The 20,444-nt window shown below is 68.6% G+C and carries 18 protein-coding genes; 8 read left to right on the top strand and 10 right to left on the bottom strand.

Annotated features, from left to right (window positions below; genetic code table 11):
- Positions 1–94 precede the first annotated feature (94 nt).
- The 7 genes from ACTHJF_RS04120 to nfi all read right to left on the bottom strand — a co-directional run bounded on the left by ACTHJF_RS04120 (position 95) and on the right by nfi (position 9,045).
- Entirely contained in the window at positions 95–2,665 is a 2,571-nt protein-coding gene (locus tag ACTHJF_RS04120) for a heavy metal translocating P-type ATPase (protein ID WP_440265982.1), read from the bottom strand.
- Positions 2,665–3,084, bottom strand: a complete 420-nt coding sequence (locus ACTHJF_RS04115; RefSeq protein WP_440265981.1) for a MerR family DNA-binding protein — start codon at positions 3,082–3,084, stop codon at positions 2,665–2,667. The genes ACTHJF_RS04120 and ACTHJF_RS04115 overlap by 1 nt, the downstream gene beginning before the upstream one ends.
- Positions 3,085–3,174: 90 nt before the next feature.
- The gene (locus ACTHJF_RS04110) at positions 3,175–3,744 is read right to left on the bottom strand and encodes a DUF6496 domain-containing protein (protein WP_440265991.1); all 570 of its coding nucleotides are present in this window, start codon (positions 3,742–3,744) and stop codon (positions 3,175–3,177) included.
- A gap of 313 nt (positions 3,745–4,057) precedes the next feature.
- Complete coding sequence (gene arr, locus ACTHJF_RS04105) at positions 4,058–4,492, bottom strand: NAD(+)--rifampin ADP-ribosyltransferase (protein WP_440265980.1); 435 nt, start codon at positions 4,490–4,492, stop codon at positions 4,058–4,060.
- 645 nt (positions 4,493–5,137) lie between these two features.
- Positions 5,138–5,557, bottom strand: a complete 420-nt coding sequence (locus ACTHJF_RS04100) for a hypothetical protein (protein ID WP_440265979.1) — start codon at positions 5,555–5,557, stop codon at positions 5,138–5,140.
- Positions 5,558–5,804: 247 nt separating this feature from the next.
- Positions 5,805–7,649, bottom strand: coding sequence for an ABC transporter ATP-binding protein (locus tag ACTHJF_RS04095; RefSeq protein WP_440265978.1), 1,845 nt, complete (start codon positions 7,647–7,649; stop codon positions 5,805–5,807).
- 706 nt (positions 7,650–8,355) lie between these two features.
- Positions 8,356–9,045 carry a deoxyribonuclease V gene (gene nfi / locus ACTHJF_RS04090; RefSeq protein WP_440265977.1) on the bottom strand — a complete coding sequence of 230 codons (690 nt, stop codon included), beginning with the start codon at positions 9,043–9,045 and terminating at the stop codon, positions 8,356–8,358.
- An 88-nt stretch (positions 9,046–9,133) separates the two neighbouring features.
- Between nfi and ACTHJF_RS04085 the strand changes: the two genes are divergently transcribed.
- The 3 genes from ACTHJF_RS04085 to ACTHJF_RS04075 all read left to right on the top strand — a co-directional run bounded on the left by ACTHJF_RS04085 (position 9,134) and on the right by ACTHJF_RS04075 (position 12,857).
- Positions 9,134–11,539, top strand: coding sequence for a DUF3772 domain-containing protein (locus tag ACTHJF_RS04085; RefSeq protein ID WP_440265976.1), 2,406 nt, complete (start codon positions 9,134–9,136; stop codon positions 11,537–11,539).
- A gap of 8 nt (positions 11,540–11,547) precedes the next feature.
- Positions 11,548–12,363: a helix-turn-helix domain-containing protein gene (locus ACTHJF_RS04080; RefSeq protein ID WP_440265975.1), complete on the top strand. Its 816-nt coding sequence runs from the start codon at positions 11,548–11,550 to the stop codon at positions 12,361–12,363.
- Positions 12,364–12,437: 74 nt separating this feature from the next.
- Positions 12,438–12,857 (top strand): VOC family protein, encoded by a 420-nt coding sequence (locus ACTHJF_RS04075; protein WP_440265974.1) that lies wholly within the window; start codon positions 12,438–12,440, stop codon positions 12,855–12,857.
- A 269-nt stretch (positions 12,858–13,126) separates the two neighbouring features.
- Here ACTHJF_RS04075 and ACTHJF_RS04070 read toward each other — a convergent pair whose 3' ends face one another.
- On the bottom strand, positions 13,127–14,752 hold the full coding sequence (locus tag ACTHJF_RS04070) for an alpha/beta hydrolase (protein ID WP_440265973.1): 1,626 nt from the start codon (positions 14,750–14,752) through the stop codon (positions 13,127–13,129).
- A gap of 53 nt (positions 14,753–14,805) precedes the next feature.
- Entirely contained in the window at positions 14,806–16,482 is a 1,677-nt protein-coding gene (locus ACTHJF_RS04065) for a serine hydrolase (RefSeq protein WP_440265972.1), read from the bottom strand.
- A 134-nt stretch (positions 16,483–16,616) separates the two neighbouring features.
- Here ACTHJF_RS04065 and ACTHJF_RS04060 point away from each other — a divergent pair, with 134 nt between their 5' ends.
- From ACTHJF_RS04060 to ACTHJF_RS04045, 4 genes are all read left to right on the top strand, one after another.
- Positions 16,617–17,471 (top strand): DUF72 domain-containing protein, encoded by an 855-nt coding sequence (locus ACTHJF_RS04060; RefSeq protein WP_440265971.1) that lies wholly within the window; start codon positions 16,617–16,619, stop codon positions 17,469–17,471.
- A gap of 95 nt (positions 17,472–17,566) precedes the next feature.
- On the top strand, positions 17,567–17,989 hold the full coding sequence (locus ACTHJF_RS04055) for a ribonuclease domain-containing protein (protein WP_440265970.1): 423 nt from the start codon (positions 17,567–17,569) through the stop codon (positions 17,987–17,989).
- The gene (locus ACTHJF_RS04050) at positions 17,986–18,411 is read left to right on the top strand and encodes a barstar family protein (protein ID WP_440265969.1); all 426 of its coding nucleotides are present in this window, start codon (positions 17,986–17,988) and stop codon (positions 18,409–18,411) included. Before ACTHJF_RS04055 ends, ACTHJF_RS04050 begins: the two co-directional genes overlap by 4 nt.
- Before the next feature lie 15 nt (positions 18,412–18,426).
- Positions 18,427–18,657, top strand: coding sequence for an RNA-binding S4 domain-containing protein (locus ACTHJF_RS04045; RefSeq protein ID WP_440256765.1), 231 nt, complete (start codon positions 18,427–18,429; stop codon positions 18,655–18,657).
- Between the two features lie 18 nt (positions 18,658–18,675).
- On the opposite strand, the gene ACTHJF_RS04040 is transcribed toward ACTHJF_RS04045, so the two are convergent.
- Entirely contained in the window at positions 18,676–19,491 is an 816-nt protein-coding gene (locus ACTHJF_RS04040; RefSeq protein ID WP_440265968.1) for an arylamine N-acetyltransferase family protein, read from the bottom strand.
- Between the two features lie 183 nt (positions 19,492–19,674).
- Between ACTHJF_RS04040 and msrA the strand changes: the two genes are divergently transcribed.
- Positions 19,675–20,391, top strand: coding sequence for a peptide-methionine (S)-S-oxide reductase MsrA (gene msrA / locus ACTHJF_RS04035; RefSeq protein WP_440265967.1), 717 nt, complete (start codon positions 19,675–19,677; stop codon positions 20,389–20,391).
- Positions 20,392–20,444: the final 53 nt, after the last annotated feature.

Raw genomic sequence — 20,444 nt, 5'->3', positions numbered from 1 at the left:
CCGCGGCCTGCCCTGCTCCCTCTCCCCTGAACAGCTCCATCGTTCGGGGGAGAGGGCTGGGGTGAGGGGGACGCTTTTCTCGACCGTTGCAGCGCTACAACGCCACCCGCCGCAACCGCAGCGCGTTGCTCACCACCGACACCGAACTGAAGCTCATCGCCAGTGCGGCGACCATCGGCGAGAGCATCCAGCCCAGCCAGGGATACAGCGCACCGGCCGCCAGCGGCACGCCGATGCCGTTGTAGACGAAGGCGAAGAACAGGTTCTGGTGGATGTTGCGGACGGTGGCGCGAGAGAGCGCCCGCGCCCGCACGATGCCGGCCAGGTCGCCCTTCACCAGCGTCACCTGGGCGCTTTCCATTGCCACATCGGTGCCGGTGCCCATGGCGATGCCCACGTCCGCAGCGGCCAGCGCCGGGGCGTCATTGATGCCGTCGCCGGCCATCGCCACGCGACGGCCGGCTTTCTTCAGCGACTGCACCACGTCCGCCTTGTCCGCCGGTGACACCTCGGCATGCACTTCGTCGATGCCCAGCTCGCGCGCCACCGCCTGTGCGCTCAGCGCGTGGTCGCCGGTGAGCATCACTAACCGCACGCCCTCGGCGTGCAGGCGACGGATTGCGTCGGCGGCGCCCTCCTTCAGCCGGTCGGCTACGGCGACCAGGGCGGCCAGCTTGCCGTCCAAGGCGAGATACATCACCGTGGCGCCGTCGCTGCGCAGGCGGTCGGCGTGGCTCGACGCCTCGTTACCAACCTCGATGGACAGCGCCTGCATCATCGCCAGGTTGCCCAGCACCACGGCCTGGCCGTCGACGCGGCCCTGCACGCCCTGCCCGGTCACGCTGCGGAAATCCGTCACCGCCGGCAGATCCTGGTCGCCCGCCGCACGCACGATGGCGCGGGCCAGCGGGTGCTCACTGGGCGACTCCAGCGCAGCGGCCAGCGCCAGCAGTGCATCGTGCGAATGATCGCCCAGCGGCACCAGTTCACGCAGCGCCGGCTTGCCTTCAGTCAGCGTGCCGGTCTTGTCCACCACCAGAGTGTCGATGTCGCGCATCGCCTCGATGGTGCCGGCGTCCTTGAACAGCACGCCCAGGTGTGCGCCGCGGCCGCTGGCCACCATGATGGAGATCGGCGTGGCCAGGCCCAGTGCGCAGGGACAGGCGATGATCAGCACCGACACGGCGGCGATCAGCGCGCGCGTCATGCGCGGGTCCGGCCCCAGCCAGGCCCACAGAGCGAAGGCCAGCACTGCGCACAGCACCACGATCGGCACGAACCACGCCGCCACCTTGTCGGCCACCCGCTGCAGCGGCGCGCGACTGCGCTGGGCCGCCGCGACCAGCGCCACGATCTGCGACAGCACCGTCTCGCTGCCGACCTTCTCCGCGCGCATCAGCACCGTGCCGTCCTGGTTGACCGTGCCGCCGGTGAGCGCGTCACCCGCTGCCTTGGCCACCGGCATCGGCTCACCGGTGAGCATGGCCTCGTCGACGTGGCTGTTGCCATCGAGCACCACTCCATCCACCGGCACCTTTTCGCCCGGCCGCACGCGCAGCGTGTCGCCCGGCTGCACCGCGTCCAGCGACACGTCCGATTCATGGCTGTCGGCATCGACCCGGTGCGCGATCTTCGGCGCCAGCCCGAGCAGCGCTTTCAGCGCCTCGCCGGTGCGCCGGCGCGCGCGCAACTCGAGGAAGTCGCCCAGTATCACTAGCGTGACGATCACCGCCGCCGATTCGAAGTACACCGCCACGCGGCCGTGCATGTCGCGGAAGCTGGCTGGAAACATGCTTGGCGCGAGGAACGCCACGGCGCTGTACACCCACGCCACGCCGGTACCGAGCGCGATCAGCGTGTACATGTTCGGCGACCACGGCCGCAGCGAATTCCAGCCGCGCCGGAAGAACGGCGCACCGCCCCATAGCACCACCACGCTGGCCAGCAGCGCCTCGGTCCAGGCCGCCACGCCGTCCCACGGTGACGGCAGATGCCGGCCGGTGAGGTGCGGCCCCATCGCCACGAGGAATACCGGCACCGTGAGCGCCACCAGCGTCCAGAAACGCCGCGCCATCGTCTTCAGCTCGCTGCCGTCGTCCTCGGCGGTGGGCATCATCGGCTCCAGCGCCATGCCGCACTTGGGGCAGTCGCCGGGGCCCACCTGTTGCACCTCAGGGTGCATCGGGCAGGTGTAGATCGTGCCGGCCGGCGCCGGCGGTGCGGCCTTGCGCTCGCCGAGGTACGCCTCGGGCTCGGCGACGAATTTCTCGCGGCAGCGCGCGGAGCAGAAGTAGTAGGTGTGTCCCTCATGCTCCGCGCGGTGCTTCGCGGTGTGCGGGTCGACCGTCATGCCGCAGACCGGATCTTTTACCGCGTGTGCGGGGTCGCCGGCATGATCGTGCTGATGCCCGTGCACGTGGTCGTGCCCCGCCGGCGCATCCGCCTTGCTGCCGCGGCAGTCGCCGCTGGGTGGTTTCTCCGCCAGATACTTCGTCGGATCGGCCTCGAACTTGGCCTTGCAGCCGTTGCAGCAGAAATGGAAGGTGCGGCCCTCATGCACGGCGCTCGGCTTGCCGGCCATGGTGTCCACCGTCATGCCGCAGACCGGATCGATCGCCGTGGCGGAAGGAGGGCCGCCGGGGCAGCAGGAGGCTGCGTGTTCCATCAGAGATTCTCCTCGTCGTTGAGCGCGCGCAGGATCGGGCAGTGCTCCGGCGCCCCATGACCGGGGCACGAGGCAACCAGCTCCACCAGCCCTTCGCGCACGCGCTGCAGTTCGGCGATGCGCGCCTCGATCGCCGCCAGGCGCGCCTCGGCACGCTTCTTCACTGCCTTCACGCCGCGCTGGCGATCGGACGAGAGCGCCAGCAGGTCGCGAATCTCCTCCAGCGTGAAACCCAGTGTCTTCGCGCGGCGGATGAAGCGCAGCTGCACCACGGTGCTCTCGCCGTAACTGCGATAGCCCGAGGCACGGCGCAACGGCACGGGCAGCAGACCCTCGCGCTCGTAGTAGCGGATGGTGTCAATCGGAACGCCGGTGCGCTTGGCGACAGCACCGATGGTGAGTGGGCTTGATGTGTTCATGAGCAGCACTCTAGACCCTTGATCCAGGTCCAGAGTCAAGCGCTCCAGTCCGGCGTTTACGCTCCGGCAGCGCGTCGCCGTGCGGCCGGCCTAATCGCTAGCGCCACGCGCGCGCGTTCGCGCGGCCTTCTTCGCGGCGGCGGAACGCCCCTTCGCCCCCTTGGTGCGAGCCGCTTTCTTGGCCGCGGCGCTGCGATCGGCCGCGGAACGCTTGGCTGCCGCCTGATGTCCCTGGCGCGACAGCGCGCGCTTGGAGGCGGCCGCGCTTCCTTCCTTCTTCAGCGCCTTGGTCGCGGCGCGGCTGCGGGTAGCCTTCGTCTCCGACGACTTGCGCGCCGTCTTCTTGCTCGCCGCCTTCTTGGTAACCACCTTCTTGCTGGCCGATTTCTTCGTAGACGGCTTCTTCGTTGAGGATTTCTTGGCAGCCGCTTTCTTCGTCGAGGATTTTTTCGCGGCCTTGCCCTTGGCCGGCACATCCACGCCGGCGCTGCGGGCCTCGGACAGGCCAATCGCGATCGCCTGCTTGGTCGACCGCGCCCCGTGCTTGCCCTCGCGCACGTGCTCGATCTCCTCGCGTACGAACTCCCCCGCCTGCGTGCTGGGCGACTTACCCTCGCGCTTGTCCTTGCGGGCTCGCTGGATGGCGCTCTTGCTCGGCATGGCTCGATCCTCCGCGTCGGTGGGAAGCCGCAGAGTGCCGCCGCGCGTGTGAATCGGTGGGCAAGAATGTGAGAAGAACCGCACCGCGCTCAGCCTCATCGACCGGGCACTGCGCGAAGCTTTCCGACACCTCGAACGCACTTCGGCCTGCGGTGCGGGCGAGGCCTTCGGAGAAGGCCCCCACTTCGAACGCCTCGGCGCGTGCCCGCGGTAGAGTCCCCTGGAGGGAACACCTGCGGCGACCCTCCAGGGGACTCGACCGCCCTCGGATGACAACTCAGGCGACCCACTCCTGACGAGGTGTGCGCCATCCTCAGTTGAGGATTTCTCCCATGCCCTCCTCGACGCGACGCCTCAGTTCCGCGATGAACTCCGCGTCATAGAGCTCCCAGTTGTCCAGCTCGCCCAGAACCTTCAACGGCAGCGCACTCCGGTACGACCGTGTCGGATTGCCGCGGAACTTCTTGTTGGTGACGTTCGGGTCATCCTCGAACGCGCCGGTAGGTGCCACCACGTAAACCCGCGGTCGACCCGCACCACGCGCCATCTCAGCAGCCAACCCCGCACCCTTCGCCATGGCGGTGAAGTAGACGTGATTCATCACCACCCGCTCGTCGTAGTTGGAGGTGAACCCTGCCGTCAGCAGATCGCCGACGGAAAGGTCCGCCCGAGTGCCGTGATAGAACGGCCCGGCCACGCACTCGCAGTTTGCATGGGAAACCGCGACCCACTCGTCGTCATGCATCATCCGCCCCGCCTCATGCTTCCTGCCCCGTCGGCAGGGCGGCGATGCTAGGTCAGGGCGCGCGCCTTGCCGCAAGCCCGGACGGCGGATATAAATTGATGGTGGGGGGCGCAGTGCGCCTCCTTTTTTTTGCGGGATGGCGGCGTTTGCGACGGCCCACGGTCTCTCACGAAGTGCAGGCCCGCCGCGGGTGTAGACCGAGCAGAGCCTCCTTGTGCCTATCTAGACGGCGGCCTTCCGGACGTCAAAGCTGACGCCCATCGGCCGACCCGGAATCGCCGATCTCCGCAGCTTGCCCCTCAGGCCTACCGCGCGCGCATGAGCCACTTCACACCAACGGCAGCCAGCGCCACTCCCATGATGAGCGCCGCAGCGGTCATACCCCGATACCACAGGTCGGGCGAGCAATGGAGAACGCTCGGACCGTGGTGCCCACGCATGGTGCTGATGCATCCCGTGGCCGCGGCTCTTATGCCCACAAACAGCTCCCCGGCGGCGATAAGCAAGAAGAGCAGCCCACCGGCGCGCGCGGTAAATGGATCCATGCGTGGTTTCGAAACGCGGGCTGGTCGGTTCAAGCGCGCTGGCATCTGGGCTGTGCCCCCGGGTGTTGGCCACGCCGCGAAGCGACGCAGGCAAGGAGATTGACTAGCCCGCGTCTCTCGACCACAGAGCGCCGCGGACCGCAAGGATGAATAGGGTCGCCAGTATCGTCGCCCCGATCCCGAAGGCGTCACGACAGGCCACCTCGGACACCGCGGCACGCGCGCCACGCGCGCCAAGCGAGAACATGGTGCATTGACGGGGCCCGGAACCAAGGGCAATCCACGCCGGCGCAATGGCCATCGCGCCGAGCAGCACGCAGACAAGCCAGATGAGCTGGTTCAGGCGAAGTGCCAGCGCCACGACGCAGACGCCGGCGAAAGCCAACAGGCCCAAGGCGAGATGCGCCACCCAGGCGGGTACCTTCAACTTTTCAGGGTGCAGGTGCACCAGCAACGACATTCCGCCCGCTACGAGCAGGATGAGGAAGCCAATGCCGACAGTGGGCGGGGTGCGCTTGACCAAGTGGGCAAATACCTAGTGACCGCCTGACGCGGTACGGGCTGCGCGAATATGCGTGAGCGCCTGCTCGCCCGACAAGCCGAACATCCCAGGCGCTTGCACGGCAGCGCTGGGCAAGCGGAAGCACATGGCTACCGGGCGGTGCGACAGATGCTGGTTGTGGGAGTGATGCCTGCAAGCCTGCGCAAGGCCGCCCCTCGCGAAAACGAATTCGCCGAGCGCGGCCAGCGAACGGCCGGCCATTCCGCCCTCAGCCCACCGCATCCTCCACCGCCACGAAGCCGCCGGTCTGCCGTGCCCACAGCCGCGCATACAGCCCCTCGTGCGCGATCAACTCGGCATGCGTGCCGGTTTCGACGATGCGGCCCTTGTCCATCACCACCAATCGGTCCATGCGGGCGATGGTGGACAGGCGATGCGCGATGGCGATCACCGTCTTGTCCTGCATGAGCAGGTCGAGGCTGTCCTGGATGGCGGCTTCGGCTTCCGAATCCAGCGCGCTGGTGGCTTCGTCGAGCACCAGGATCGGCGCGTCCTTGAGCAGCACGCGGGCGATGGCGATGCGCTGGCGCTGGCCGCCGGAAAGCTTCACGCCGCGCTCGCCGACGTGGGCGTCGAAGCCGGTGCGGCCCTGGCCGTCGAGCAGGGTCGGGATGAACTCGTCGGCGCGCGCCTTGCGCACGGCCTCGGCGATCTGCGCGTCGCTGGCGTCGGGGCGGCCGTAGAGCAGGTTGTCGCGGATCGAGCGGTGCAACAGCGAGGTGTCCTGGGTGACCACGCCGATCTGCGAGCGCAGGCTCTCCTGCGTGACCTGGGCGATGTCCTGGCCGTCGATGAGGATGCGGCCCTGCTCCAGGTCATACAGGCGCAGCAGCACGTTGACCAAGGTCGATTTGCCCGCGCCCGACGGGCCGACCAGGCCGATCTTCTCGCCCGGCCGCACGGTGAGATCCAGCCCGGCGATCACCCCGCCCTGCTTGCCGTAGTGGAAGTGGATGCGCTCGAAACGCACGCCGCCCTCGCGCACCACCAGCGGCAACGCATCCGGCGCATCCTGCACGGTGCGCGGCTGGGCGATGGTGGTGAGGCCGTCCTGCACCGTGCCGATGTTCTCGAAGATGCCGTTGACCACCCACATGATCCAGCCGGACATGTTGTTGATGCGGATCACCAGGCCGGTCGCCAGCGCGATGGCGCCCACGGTCACCCGGCCCTGGCTCCACAACCACACCGCCAGGCCGGAGGTGCCGACGATCAGCAGGCCGTTGAGCGAGGTGATGGTGATGTCCATCGCGGTGGTCATGCGCGTCATGCGGCGGGTCTTGCCGATCTGCTCGCCCAGGGCATCGGCCACGTAGTCCTCTTCGCGGCGGGTATGCGAGAACAGCTTGAGCGTGAGCACGTTGCTGTAGCCGTCGACGATGCGACCCATCAACTTGGAGCGCGCCTCGGACGACTCCCACGAGCGCTGCTTGGTACGTGGGATGAAATACGCCAGCGTCGCTACATAGGCGACGATCCACGCCACCAGCGGCGCGGCCAGCCAGGCGTCGGCCTCGGCGAACAGGAAGATCGCGCTGCCGGTGTAGACCACCACGTACCAGATCGCATCGACGATCTGCACCGCAGATTCGCGCAGGCTGGCGCCGGTCTGCATGATGCGGTTGGCGATGCGCCCGGCGAAGTCGTTCTGGAAGAAGCCCAGGCTCTGGCGGATCACGTAGCGATGGTTCTGCCAGCGGATGCGCCCGGTCAGCCCCGGCACGATCGCCTGGTTCACCAGCAGGTCGTGCAGCGCCGACAGCACCGGCCGCAGCACCAGCGCCACGAAGCCCATCCACAGCAACGTGTGACCGTGCATGTGGAAAAACTGCGCCGCGGGCGTGGCGTTGGCCATGTCCACGATGCGCCCGATGTAGCCGAACAGCGCCACTTCCACCAGCGCAAAGCCCAGCCCCACCAGCAGGGTAATGAGGAAGATCGGCCACACCTGGCGCAGGTAGAACGCGTAGAAGCGTCCCACCGTGGCCGGCGGCATGGCGTCGACCGGTTCCTTGAACGGGTCGATGAGGTTTTCGAACCAGCGGAAGAGCATGGGATGTCCGGGGAGCGCAGCGCCAGAGGCGTGAGCATGTGGGCGCGAGAGCAGGAGGACAAGCCGCGTGGGGTGGGCCAGGCGCCCGCACGCGTTGTCGTGCCGTGGGTGGGCGCTCACCGTATACGAATGCGCTTGAGGCGCGTGCGTGATGTCGGCGTGATTCGCGGCGGGAGAAAGCGGCGGCGTCGTGTCCGCGAGCGCGTGGCCGCCATGGGACTGCTGGAGAAGATCAAAATGGATTCCCGCGTTCGCGGGAATGACGGCGGCTGAGGGGATGAGCCAGACCGTTGTCCTTCGCGGCTGACGAACGCACGACAACCAGGAGCTCGACCCCGGCACCCTGCCGTCATGCCCGCGAAAGCGGGCATCCACGTTGCTTCATGCAGCACGCCCGAATGGATTCCCGCGTCCGCGGGAATGACGGCGGTTGAGGGGATGAGGCAGAGCACGGCCGTGCGCAGGTGCGGACTGCAGGCGGCGAAGAGCTTGGCCTCGCCGCCAAGCCTTCGTGCCACTGGGCCGTCATGCCCGCGAAAGCGGGCATCCACGTTGCTTCATGCATCGCACCGGGATGGATCCCCGCGTCCGCGGGAATGACGGCGCCAAGGGCGTGAAGTGCCACCCGCTCGCGCCACGTCGCAAGGCAGCCTGCGCGCGCGTCGATGTCGCCGTCGGGGGACTCGCCTGTTCCTGGCCGTTCCGGTCAGGTGCGCCGATCCCGCCGCGACGCCAGCCGGTCGGCCAGCCGTGTGGGCTCGGGCAGCTTGTAGCCGCGGCCGCAGGCGAGCACGCGCGCCACCGCGGTGGCGTGGCTCACCCGGTGGCCGGGGGAGACGATCAGTGGCTGGATGCCGTCCTTGCTGCGAAGCACGGTGCCGATCATGCGGCCGCGGTGCATCAGCGGCGTGCGATCGCCGCGTTTCAAACCCACGGCGTCATGGCTGCCGACCAGGATTTTCTTCGCCACGCCGATGGTGGGCAGGTCGATGACCACACCCAGGTGCGCGGCGATGCCCAGCCCCCGCGGATGCGCCACGCCGTGGCCGTCAACGAGGATCAGCTCCGGCACTTCGGGCAACTGCGCCAGCGCCTGCAGCACGGCCGGCAGCTCGCGGAAAGAGAGCAGCCCGGGGATGTACGGCATGCGCGTGGGCAGGCGCGCCACCACCTCGGCCAGGGGCTGCATGGTGGCGGCGTCAAGCAGCACGGCAGCGGCGCGGGTGATGGCGCCGGCCTCCTCGAAGCCGACATCGACGCCGGCCACCAGGCGCGGTGGCGGGGCGTCGTGCTGCAATCGCACGCGGGCGGCCAGCTCCTGTTGCAGCTGGCGTGCGCGGGCCACGTCGCCGTGCCAGGCGAGCAGATCCGGGGGAACATCGAAGGGCGTGCTCATCGGGTCAGGCTGAATGCCCGCTGCTGAAGGCATCGTCAAGGCACGCGCGGCGATTGACCGCCCGCAGGGCGGCTCCGATCATGCCCGGATGCCTCGCCTCGCCCGCCTCCTGCTGGTTCTCCTGCTTGCCTTCGGCAGCACCGCTGCCCTCGCCCGCCAGGACGCGGCGCCCGACGCCCCGCCGCCCACGCCGTCGCAGCAGATGGACCAGTTGCGCGGGCAGCTCGACGACATCAAGAAGGCGCTCGCCGCCCAACCGACAGCGGGCCAGCTGGGCGACCTGCGCACACAGGCGCTGGCCGTACAGGACCAGGCCAGCCAGCTCGCCGCCAGCCTTGCGCCGCAGGTGCAAAGCGTGCAGGCACAGCTGGCCGTGCTAGGGCCGGCGCCGGCCAAGGGCGCCCCGGCCGAAGCGGCCGAGGTAAGCGCCCAACGACGCAAGCTCGACAAGGCGCAGGCCGACGTGGATGCGCAGGTGAAACAGGCGCAGCTGATGGGCCAGGAGGCCGCCCAACTCGCCGCGCAACTCTCCGACCAGCGTCGCAACGAATTCCAGACGCGACTGGCCGAACGCACGGCCACGCCCTTCAGCACCGCGTTCTGGTCCGACCCGATGCGCAGCCTGCCGTCCGACCTGCGCCGCTTGCGCGCACTCGGCGACGACCTCGGCACGGCGATCCGCGCGGCCTCGCAGCCGCCCAATCGCACGCCATTCGTAGCCTGCCTGCTCTCCGCGGCATTGCTGCTGGGCGTGGGCCGCTGGCTGCTGGAGCGCCAGCTGCTGCGCCTCACCCAGAACCGCATGGCCGCCGGCCGTCTGCGACGCAGCGCGCTGGCGCTGGCGATTGCCGTACTCACCACGCTCAACACGGGTCTGGCGGCGCAACTGGTGTACTGGTCGGTGAACTGGAACGGCCTGCTCGACGACGACCTCGCTGGGCTCGCCCATCAGATGGTGCAGCTGGTGCTTCTCAGCGCCTACGTGGCCGGGCTCGGGCGCGCCCTGCTCTCGGCGGTGCGCCCGAGCTGGCGCCTGCCCGAGCTCACCGATGCCGAGGCGCAGGCGCTGCGCCCGTTCCCGTGGCTGCTGGCGATGGCGATCGCCCTGCTCGGCACGGTGGAACTGGTGAACCACGCGATCAGCGCCAGCCTGCCGGCCAGCGTGGCCACGCGCGGCCTGATCGCCCTGGTGACCGCCGCGCTGATCGGCACCGCCTTGCTGCGCCAGGCCCGCGCGCGGCGCGCCCTGGCCGCCGCCGGCGAGCCGCCGCCGAGCCGCTCGCTGTGGATCGGCCTTTGCCTGGGCGCGCTGGTGCTGGCCTCGGTGACCTGCGTGCTGGCGGTGGCGACGGGCTACATCGCGCTGGCGTTTTTCCTGGCGATCAACGCGGTGTGGATCAGTGTGGTGTTCGCCTCGCTGTATCTGTTCATGCATGCGCTCAACGACACCTGGGCGCTGCTGCTGTCGCCCAAGGGACGCACCGGGCAACGCCTGCAGCGGGCGTTCGAGCTGGAGCCCGGACCGCTGGAGCAGGCACGCGCCGTGCTCTGCGGCGTGACCCGCGCACTGGCGGTGCTGCTGGGCATCGGCGCGGTGATCTCGCGCCTGGGCGCCAGCCCGGAAGACCTCACCTCCAGCGTCGGCACCCTGTTGGGTGGACTCACCTTCGGCGAGATGACGCTGGCCCCGCGCGATGTGATCAAGGCCATGCTGGTGCTGGTGGTGGGCCTGGGCGTGGTGCGCATCATCAAGCGCTGGCTTGAGGTGGAGCTGCTGCCCAACACCCGGCTGGACGCCGGCATGCGCATGTCGATGCTCACCCTGCTCGGCTACGTCGGCGGCGTGCTGGTGGTGGTGATGGCGCTGGCCACACTGAAGGTGAGCCTGCAGAACATCGCGTGGATCGCCAGCGCGCTGTCGGTGGGCATCGGCTTCGGTCTGCAGGCGATCGTGTCGAACTTCATCTCCGGGCTGATCCTGCTGGCCGAGCGACCGGTGAAAGTGGGCGACTGGGTTAGCCTCAACGGCGTGGAGGGCGACATCCGCCGCATCAACGTTCGCGCCACCGAGATCCAGCTATGGGATCGCTCCACTGTGATCGTGCCGAACTCGCAGTTGATCACCCAGAACGTGCGCAACGTGACGTTGGCCAATGCGCTGGGGCGGGTGAAGTTCAGCGTGCCGATGCCACTGGACACCGATGCCGCGCAAGCACGCGACCTTATCCTGGAAGCGCTCAAGGCGCACCCCGCAACGCTGGACACGCCTGCGCCGTACGTCCAGCTGGACAGCATCGACGCCGGCAACCTGGTGTTCAGCGCCTACGCCTACACGCGCAACCCGCGCGACGCGTCCACCGTGAAAAGTGACCTGCTGTTCGCCGTGCTGGCGAAGCTGCGCGAGCAGAACCTGCCGCTGATCCGCGCGCAGGACATGGTGATACGCACCGTGCGCCCGCCGCGCGATACTGGGGTCGTCCCTCCCGATTCCTGAGGCACCGCATGGGATTCACGCAGCGCCGCCCAAGCCCACCGCTGGACTGCCTGATCGAGACGATCTGGGATTGGGACATGCCCGCCGCCGCGCACCATTTCGAGCGGGTGCTCCCACAACCCGGCGCGCAGCTGATCATCAACCTGTGCGAGGACGAGACGCGCGTCTACACCGACGAACCGCAGCGCCAGTGCCTGCGCTCGTCCGGCAGCGTGCTCGGCGGCCCGCGCCTGACCAGTCAGATCATCGACACCGCCGAACAGGTGCGCGTGATGGGTGCCGTGTTCCGGCCCGGTGGCGCGCACGCCCTGACCGCTGAAGACCAGCAGATGCTGCTGGCACGAGACATCAACCTGGAAGACCTGTTCGGTGGCGCCGCCCGGAAGTTGCGGCAGCGACTGCTGGAAACCACGACGCCCGCCGCACGCCTGCAGATCCTCGAGCAGTGGCTGCGCATCCAGCAGCGCGGGCCGACGATCGACCCGGCTGTAGCCCATGTGGCGAGCGCGCTCGATCATGCGCCGCAATGGGCCCGCATCGGCGGCGTGGTGGCGCAGACCGGTCTGTCGGACGACAGCCTGCGTTCGCGCTTCCATCGCCAGATCGGCATGGGGCCAAAACGCTACGCCCGCCTGCAGCGCTTCCGCGCGATCCTCACACAGGTGCACTCGGCCGGCAGCGTGGACTGGTGCCGGGTGGCCGCCGACGGCGGCTTCACCGATCAGGCGCATCTGGTGCGCGAGTTCCGCGCGTTCGCCGGGCTCACGCCGAGCGCGTTCATGGCGCAGCGCGGCCCGCACATCAATCACCTGGTGATCGACTAGCACTTCGGAAAATCGCCAAGACCGGGCAACGGCGCGTAGCTAGCCTTGTTCCACCCATTCCCAAGGAGCGAGCGATGTCACCGATCCACGGCAGCACCATCATTCCCTGCATGCGCTACCGCGATGCGCATGCGGCCATCGACTGGCTGTGCCGCGCCTTCGGCTTCGCCCGACAGGCGGTGTATGAGGATGACCAGGGCGGCGTCGCCCATGCGCAGCTCACCTACGGCAGCGGCATGGTGATGCTGGGATCGGTGCGCGAGGACGGCTTCGGCCAGCACCTGCTGACCCCGGCCGACACCGGCGGGCGCGAGACGCAGGTGGCCTGCGTGATCGTGAAAGATTGCCGCGCGCACTACGAACAGGCGAAAGCCGCTGGCGCGCAGATCGTGGACGAGTACGCCGAGAAGGACTACGGCGGCGCCGGCTACAGCTGCCGCGACATGGAAGGCCATCTGTGGTGGTTCGGCAGCTACGACCCGTGGACGGAATAAGCGACGGGTGACCTCGAGGACGCCCCCCCCCTGCAGGGGCGGCTTTAGCCGCGATGCTCTTGCTCGCATGGCGCATCAAGGCGAAAAGGCATCGCGACTGAAGTCGCTCCTACAGGGGCGCCAATGCTGGCGCGGGTTTCGACGACGTCCCCGGCCTCACTGTAGGAGCGGCTTCAGCCGCGATGCTCTTGCTCGGATGGCGCATCAGAGCGAAAGGCATCGCGACTGAAGTCGCTCCTACAGGGGCGGCGGTGTCGGTGCGGGGCCGGTCAGGGTGCGGCTTGTTTCGATTGCTGCGCACCGGGGCGCGCCACCGCGTACATCTCCCAGGCGATCTGCTTCATCAGGCCTTGGCGGTCCTTGCCGATGACGTAGAGATCGAAGTGGGTGCGGTTGGGCAGGAAGTGGAACGAGGACTTCGCGCCGAGCCCGTCCAGCACGGCCTTCAGACGATGCGCGGCGCCGTCAAGGTAGAACGTGTCGGCGGTGCCCACATACAGGTGAATCTTGCCGTCCAGGTCGGGCTTGAGCGCCGGCCAGTTCGTCTTCAGCCGATGGGCGATGTCGTAGTGGTCATGCCAGTAGGCGACGACCGACGGGTCGACGTCACCGGTGTCGCGATCGAACATCGGCATCGGCCGGCCGTCCTTGCCGCGCGGCGAGAACACCCAGTCGAACGAGGCCATCTGGCCGCCGTAGGGGCCGAGCACGCGCTCCATCTTCGCGAACTGCTCGAACGTGGCGTACACCTTGCCCTTGTCGCGCACCAGCGGATACGCCGTGCCGTCCGGGCGGTGATAAACGTTGGCGCGCGCCGCGTACAGGTCCGGCCCGGTGAAGTCGTGGAAATCGCTGGGGTCGGGCGAGGTGGACCAGGTGCCACCGAACACTTTCGGGTAGCGCGTCTGCAGCCACAGCGTGGCCCAGCCGCCGGAAGAGTGCCCGTTGAGGAAGCGGCCGCTGGCCTTGCCGTCCATGCGGTACTGCTTTTCCAGCGACGGGATCAGCTCGGTGGTGAGCGCCTCGCCCCACGGGCCGTTGTTCACCGAATCGGCGAACTCGTGCGTGCCGGTCGCCGAGGATTCGTCCAGCAGCACCCAGATCATCGGCGGCATCGCCTTTTCGGCCATCTGCCCGTACGCCATCAGGCCGGTCGCTGCCTCGCTGCGGTCGCTGCCGCCGAAGCCATGCGTGTGATAGACCACCGGACAGGTCGTCTTGCCCGAGGCGTCGTAGCCCGGCGGCAGCAGCACCCAGCCCTTCATGTGGATAGGGCGGCCCCAGAACGCGCTGAGTGCGGGGCTGACGAAGTCGATCGGCTTGAGGTGCGCCTTGGCGTCGGCCAGATGCTTTTCGGTGGTGGGGCTCAGCGCGCCCTTGGGGAAATCCCACAGCCCGCGTTCGGGCAGCACCTTGTCCAGCACCAGGCGCGGGATGGCGCCGGGCAGGTGCGCCTCGACCACCGGGCTGACCACGTCGCCCGCGTCGCGGCCGTGATAGTTGTAGTCGTGGTGGGTGTCCAGCACCGCCTGCAGCAGGTAGTCACCGGGCGGCAGCTGCGAGAACGCCTCGGGGAACGCCTCCGCGTCGGCATCCATCGTGACGCCCTGGCCCGGGGCCAGATGCGTCACTTCGCGCGCAGCGATGGCGGTCTCGGACGGCTTGAACGGATTGGTGTCGACCTCCTCCACCGCGCCGTCCTTCGCCGCGGCGCGGGCGGTCTTGGCATCCACCGCGAACAACAGCAGGCGGCCGGACGCGGGCTGGCTGGACTGGCTGCCCAGCTCTACGCGGAACAGCGCCGGCGCCGAGGTGACGGCGTCGCGCGCGGGCGATGAGCTGGCGACGGCCAGGCCAAACAGGCCGGCGATGACGAACGATGCATAACGGCGCATGCGCTTCTCCCCTTTTCAATGGACCGGCACCGCCCACGGCGGCGCCGGATGGCTCACTCGTCGGACGCCTTGTCCTTGTCCAGCGGCTTCAGCCGCAGGTCCTGGAAGTCGAAGCTGAAGTCGGTCAGCGGCGAGACCGGCTGCATGCGCAGCTCCGCAATCTTGCCGTCGGCGTCCAGCGTGTAGGTGGCGAACGCGTCGGCATTGAGCGTGCGGTCGTCCCACTTCACCACGAAGGTGCTGTGCTGCCACGGCGTCATGGTGCCGATCAGCTGCTTGGTATGGGCGAAGCGCATGCGCAGCTTGCCCCCCTCATTGCTGACGATCACGTTGCCGTACCACGGATCCTGGAAGGTGCCGGCGTAGCTGGCCTGCGGCAGGTCGAGTTTGGGGTTCTTCTCGCGCGCCTGCTGGTGCTTGGCCCAGCTGTCGTCGGCGTTGGCCTCGCCCTTCTTCACCAGCTTGTCGTACACCGCCACCCAGTCGGTCTTCTGGCCCGAATGCAAGTAGGCGTCGAGCACGCGGTAGGTCACCGCATTGAACGCGGCACCGGATTCGGCGTTGGTGAGCACCACCACGCCCAGGTGCTCCTCCGGCACCAGCGTCACGCGCGAGACGAAGCCCGGCCAGCCGCCGGTGTGCCAGGCCAGGCGGTGGCCGCGGTAGTCGGAGAGAAACCAGCTTTCGCCGTAGCCGTAGAAGTTCGGCATCACCGGGGCGAGCTCGGGAATCGGCGGCTTGCTCACCTTGATCGGCGTGAGCATGGTCCACATCTGGCGCTGACTGTCTTCGGAGAAGATTCGCTTCGCTTTGCCGTCGGCGTCCTTCTGGGGCAGCGCGCCGCCGGCCAGTTGCACGTTCATCCACTTGGCCAGGTCGTGCACGCTGGCGTAGATGCCGCCGGCGCCCGGATCGTTGCTCCACGCCATCGGCGGCACCGGCTTGAGGTTCTTGAAGTTCTCCTTGGCGTAGCCGGTGGCCACGTCCATGCCGGGCTTGATGTCGTTCTTGTCGATCAGCGACTCGTCCATACCCACTGGCTGGAACAGGTGCGTGCGCACGTAGTCGGCGTAGCTCTGGCCCGAGGCCCGCTCGATCACCAGCGTGGCCACGGCGAACAGGATGTTGTCGTAGGCGTAGCCGCTGCGGAAACCGTTCTTGATCGGCACGTGCTTCAGGCGCTCGACCACTTCCTTGGTGCTGTAGGAGGTCGGCGGCCAGTACAAGAGGTCACCGGCGCCCAGCGACAGGCCGCTGCGGTGCGCCAGCAGGTCGCGGATGCGCATCTCGTGCGTCACGTACGGGTCGGACATGCGGAACCACGGCAGATGATCGATCACCCGGTCGTCCATCTTCAGCTTGCCGGCCTCGTCCAGTTGCTGCAACGCCGCAGCGGTGAACGCCTTGGTGTTCGACGCAATGGCGAACAGTGTGTGCGCGTCCACCGGCTGCTTCGGGTCCAGTGACTTGTCGCCGAAGCCCTGCTCCATCACCACCTGGCCGTCCTTGACGATGGCCACGGCGATGCCTGGCACGCCGAAGGTGCTGCGCGCCTTGTCGACGTAGGCAGCGAAGTCGGCCAGGTCCGGCGGCAGGGCCGGGCGCGCGCTGTCGTTGATGCCGATGGGCGGCGGCGTGCCCTTGGCCGGAACGCTCTGCGCCGACGACCCGCAGGCCACTACCAGCAACGCGGCGGCGATGGCCGCGCGCAAGGACACTCGACTGGACATGCTCAACCCCTTGGCGATCACGAATGGATCGGGCCACTATCGCGTCAAAGCACCTGGCCTGCCTAGTCCGAAGGTCATGCCCGCAGCGGCCGCGGCATGTCAGGATGCCCCCCTTCCCCGCTGTCGTGACCGCTATGTCCGCCCCACCCGACCTGTTCGCCGATGCCTCTTCCAGCACCATACCGTCGGGCGCGCCGCGCATCCGCTGCGGCATCGGCGGCTGGGTGTTCCCCGAGTGGCGCGACAATTTCTATCCCGCCGGCCTGGTGCAGCGACGCGAGCTGGAATACGCCAGCCGCCAATTGCGCAGCATCGAGATCAACGGCACCTATTACCGTGCCCCGGCGCCAACCACGCTGGCCGGCTGGGCGAAGCAGGTGCCCGACGGCTTCGTGTTTTCGCTCAAGGCGCCCAAGGCGATCGTGCTGCAGCGCAAGCTGGCCGGTGCCGTTGGCCTGGCTAGCGCGTTCGTGGACTCGCTGCAGGCGCTGGGCGACCGACTCGGCCCGGTGGTGTGGCAGTTCACCCCCACGCGCCGATTCGACCCCGATGATCTGGCCGCCTTCCTCGATCGCCTGCCTCGCACGCTCAACGGCGTGCCGCTGCGGCACGCGCTGGAAGTGCGCCACGCCAGTTTCCAGTGCCAGGAATACGTGGCCCTGGCACGCGCCCAGGGCGTCGCCACGGTGTTCACCGATTCCCCTGAGTACCCCTCGCTGGCCGACCTCACCGGCCCGTTCACCTACGCCCGGCTGATGCGCAGCCAGGCCGACGAGGCGCACGGCTATCCCGCCGCCGCGCTCGATGCCTGGGCCGAACGCGCCGTACAGTGGCGCGCCGGCGGCGATCCGGCGGAATTGCCGCACGTGGAAACGCCGCGCCCCAACGATGCCGCGCGCGACGTGTTCGTCTATTTCATCAGCGCCGCCAAGGCGCGTAACCCGCACGCCGCCATGGCATTGCAGGCGCGGGTGGATCACGCGGGCTGAGCCGTCGCCGGCCGATTCGGGCGATCGCGCTGATGTAGGGGAAAGCGCCGCGCGCCGCTACACTGCGCGGCCTCGCCTGCTATCCGCGTGCCACCATGCGCAAACTGCTCGCCATCGTGATCCTGCTCGCCGTCGCCGTAGCGGCCTGGCAGCAGCACCGCGTGGCTCCCGCCGGTGGCGTGACCGGCGCCGACCATGCCACCACGTCCATCCAGGCTGCCACGCCGTCGCATACCGCGGATGACGCCGACGGCCTGCCGCCGGAAGCGCGCGACACGCTGGCACGTATCGCCGCCGGCGGCCCATTCGAGCACGCGCAGGACGGCACCGTGTTCGGCAACTACGAAGGCCTGCTGCCGCAGCAGCCGCGCGGCTACTACCACGAGTACACGGTGGAAACGCCCGGCGCCCGCACGCGCGGCGCGCGGCGCATCATCACCGGCGGCAGGCCGCCGCAGGTGTACTACTACACCGACGATCACTACCGCAGCTTCCGCCGCATCGAGGGTCGCCGGTGAGCGCGCGCGACAGCCATCTCGACCTTACCCGCCCGCTGCAGAGCGGCGTCTACGACGTGGACGCGCACGACTTCGCCGCGCTGACTCGACAGGCACGCCAGGCCGAGCTGGCGCTGTGCCGGGTCGACCTCACCGGCTGCACCGACAAGGCCGGGCTGCTGCGCCGACTCGCCTTCGCCCTGCGCCTGCCGCCGGACTTCGGCGACAACTGGGATGCACTGGCTGACTGCCTGCGCGACCCGGCATGGCGTCCGGCCTGGGGCCACGTGTTCGTGTTCGAACATCCGGGGTCGTTGCCGCCGCACGATGCGGCGATCCTGCGCGGCGTGCTCGACGATGCCGCCACGTTCGCGATCGAGCACGACCGCCCGTTCTTCGCCTTTTTTCCGCTGCCGGCTGCCGCGCCGGGCGCGGACGCCTGATCCGCCGGAGCGCCCATGGAACACATCGACTTCGATCTGGAACCGCCGCACGAGCACGTGGAGCTCAACCAGCTGCTCAAGCTCGTGGGCCTGTGCGACAGCGGCGGCGCCGGCAAGGCGATCGTGGCCAGCGGCGCGGTGACCGTGGATGGCGTGCTGGAAACGCGCAAGACCTGCAAGATCCGCCCCGGCCAGCGCGTGGTGGTGGACGAGGAGATCGAAATCCTGGTGCACGCCGCCGGCTGAGCGCCCGCGGTTTGACGCTCAGGCCGAGAGCGCGGCGAAGCGGCGATCCAGCGCCGGATGCGCCGGCAGCACCAGCATGAAGTGACGCTCGAGCACGCTGCGGATCTCGCGGGCGCTGCCCAGCGTGTAGCGCTCGGTATGGCCGTCGCGGTGATGTATGGCGAACTCGCGGTTGCGCAGCGTCAGGCGCTGCTCGGGCACCGTGCGCGCCACCCGCAGTTCGCGCGTGAACGGTGAATCCGGATGGGTGCAGACGTAGTGGTTGGCGACCACGAAGTCGATGTCCTCGCAAGGCTGCAGGGTGAACCGGTACAGGGCCTGCCACTGCCCAGCCACCTTCGCCTGCAGCCGCCATTCGCCCTGATGGTGCAGCAGGCGGCACGGCTCGTGTGGGGTCAGTTGTTCCAGCCCGGGCTGGAAACGCAGCACGCTGCTCAGGGTGAGGCCGCCGAACCCCACGTCCACCAGCCAGCGCTCGTCTTCCAGGGTGACCAGCAACGCCATGTGGGTCTGCGCCGTGGGCGCGTCGTCGGGGCGGTTCCACAGCACCCGCGCGATCAGCGGCGTCACCGCCAGGCCCATCGCACGCAGCACCTCGGCCAGCAGCCAGTTGTGCTCGAAGCAATAGCCGCCGCGGCCGCGGTGCACCAGCTTGTCCTCGATCGCCAGCGGGTCGAGATCCACCGCCTTGCCCATCAGCGGATCGAGGTTTTCGAACGCGATCGCCGCCACGTGCGCGCGCACAATCGCCTGCACCGTCGCCAGATCCGGGCGCAGGGGCTGCAGGTGGCCGATGCGCGAGGCATAGGCCGACAGGTCGATCTCCGGTCGCATGCGCGCTTCCGCGGGTGACGTGACAACCGCGAACCATAGCACCGCCTCATGCACGTAACCGCTTACGCTGCCGCAACGAATGGCTCCACGAGCGCGACGCCGACGCATCCCCCGGCGGCACGTTCTCGTATGGATAGATATCTCGAATCAGTCCCGCTCCCGGCTTCCCCACGGAGACACGCCATGCACGCGCTTTCCCGTTCCCCATCGTTCCCGCGGCGTCTCGCCGCTGCCCTGCTCGCGCTGGCGGTGGGCGCCTGCACCGCGTCTCCGGCTACCCGCGACGGCGCCATGATCCCGCCCCCGGCCAAGGACCCTGCGGTCACCGCCCCGGGCGACCAGGTCGCCGTGCTGGCCGGCGGCTGCTTCTGGGGCCTGCAGGCCGTGTTCGAGCACGTCAAGGGCGTCAAGCAGGTGTGGGCCGGCTACGCGGGCGGCAGCGCCGACACCGCCAGCTACTTCCGCGTGGCCGACGGCGACACCGGCCACGCCGAGTCGGTGAAGATCGTCTACGACCCGCGCCAGGTCAGCTACGGTACGCTGCTGAAGGTGTTCTTCGCGGTGGCGCACGACCCGACCCAGCTCAACCGCCAGGGCCCGGACCACGGCACCCAGTACCGTTCGGAGATCTTCACTACCAACGACACGCAGCGCGGCGTGGCGCTGGCGTATATCCGCCAGCTCGATGCGGCGAAGGTCTACGAGGCGCCGATTGTGACCAAGGTGGAGCCGCTGCCGGCGTTCTACATGGCCGAGGGCTACCACCAGGACTACTACCGCACGCACTCCAACGACCCGTACATCGTCTACAACGATGCGCCCAAGGTCGCCGCGCTGCGCAAGCTGATGCCCGAGCTATACCAGACCGAGACATCCCTGGCCGAAGCGCAGCAGCGATGAGTCGATGAAGCATGGCCAATAAAAAGGCCGCCCCGGGGCGGCCTTTTTCATTG

The sequence above is a fragment of the Dyella sp. genome (assembly GCF_051962475.1).
Classification (GTDB): Bacteria; Pseudomonadota; Gammaproteobacteria; order Xanthomonadales; family Rhodanobacteraceae; genus Dyella_A.
This window is presented reverse-complemented; position numbering and strand designations above follow the sequence as displayed.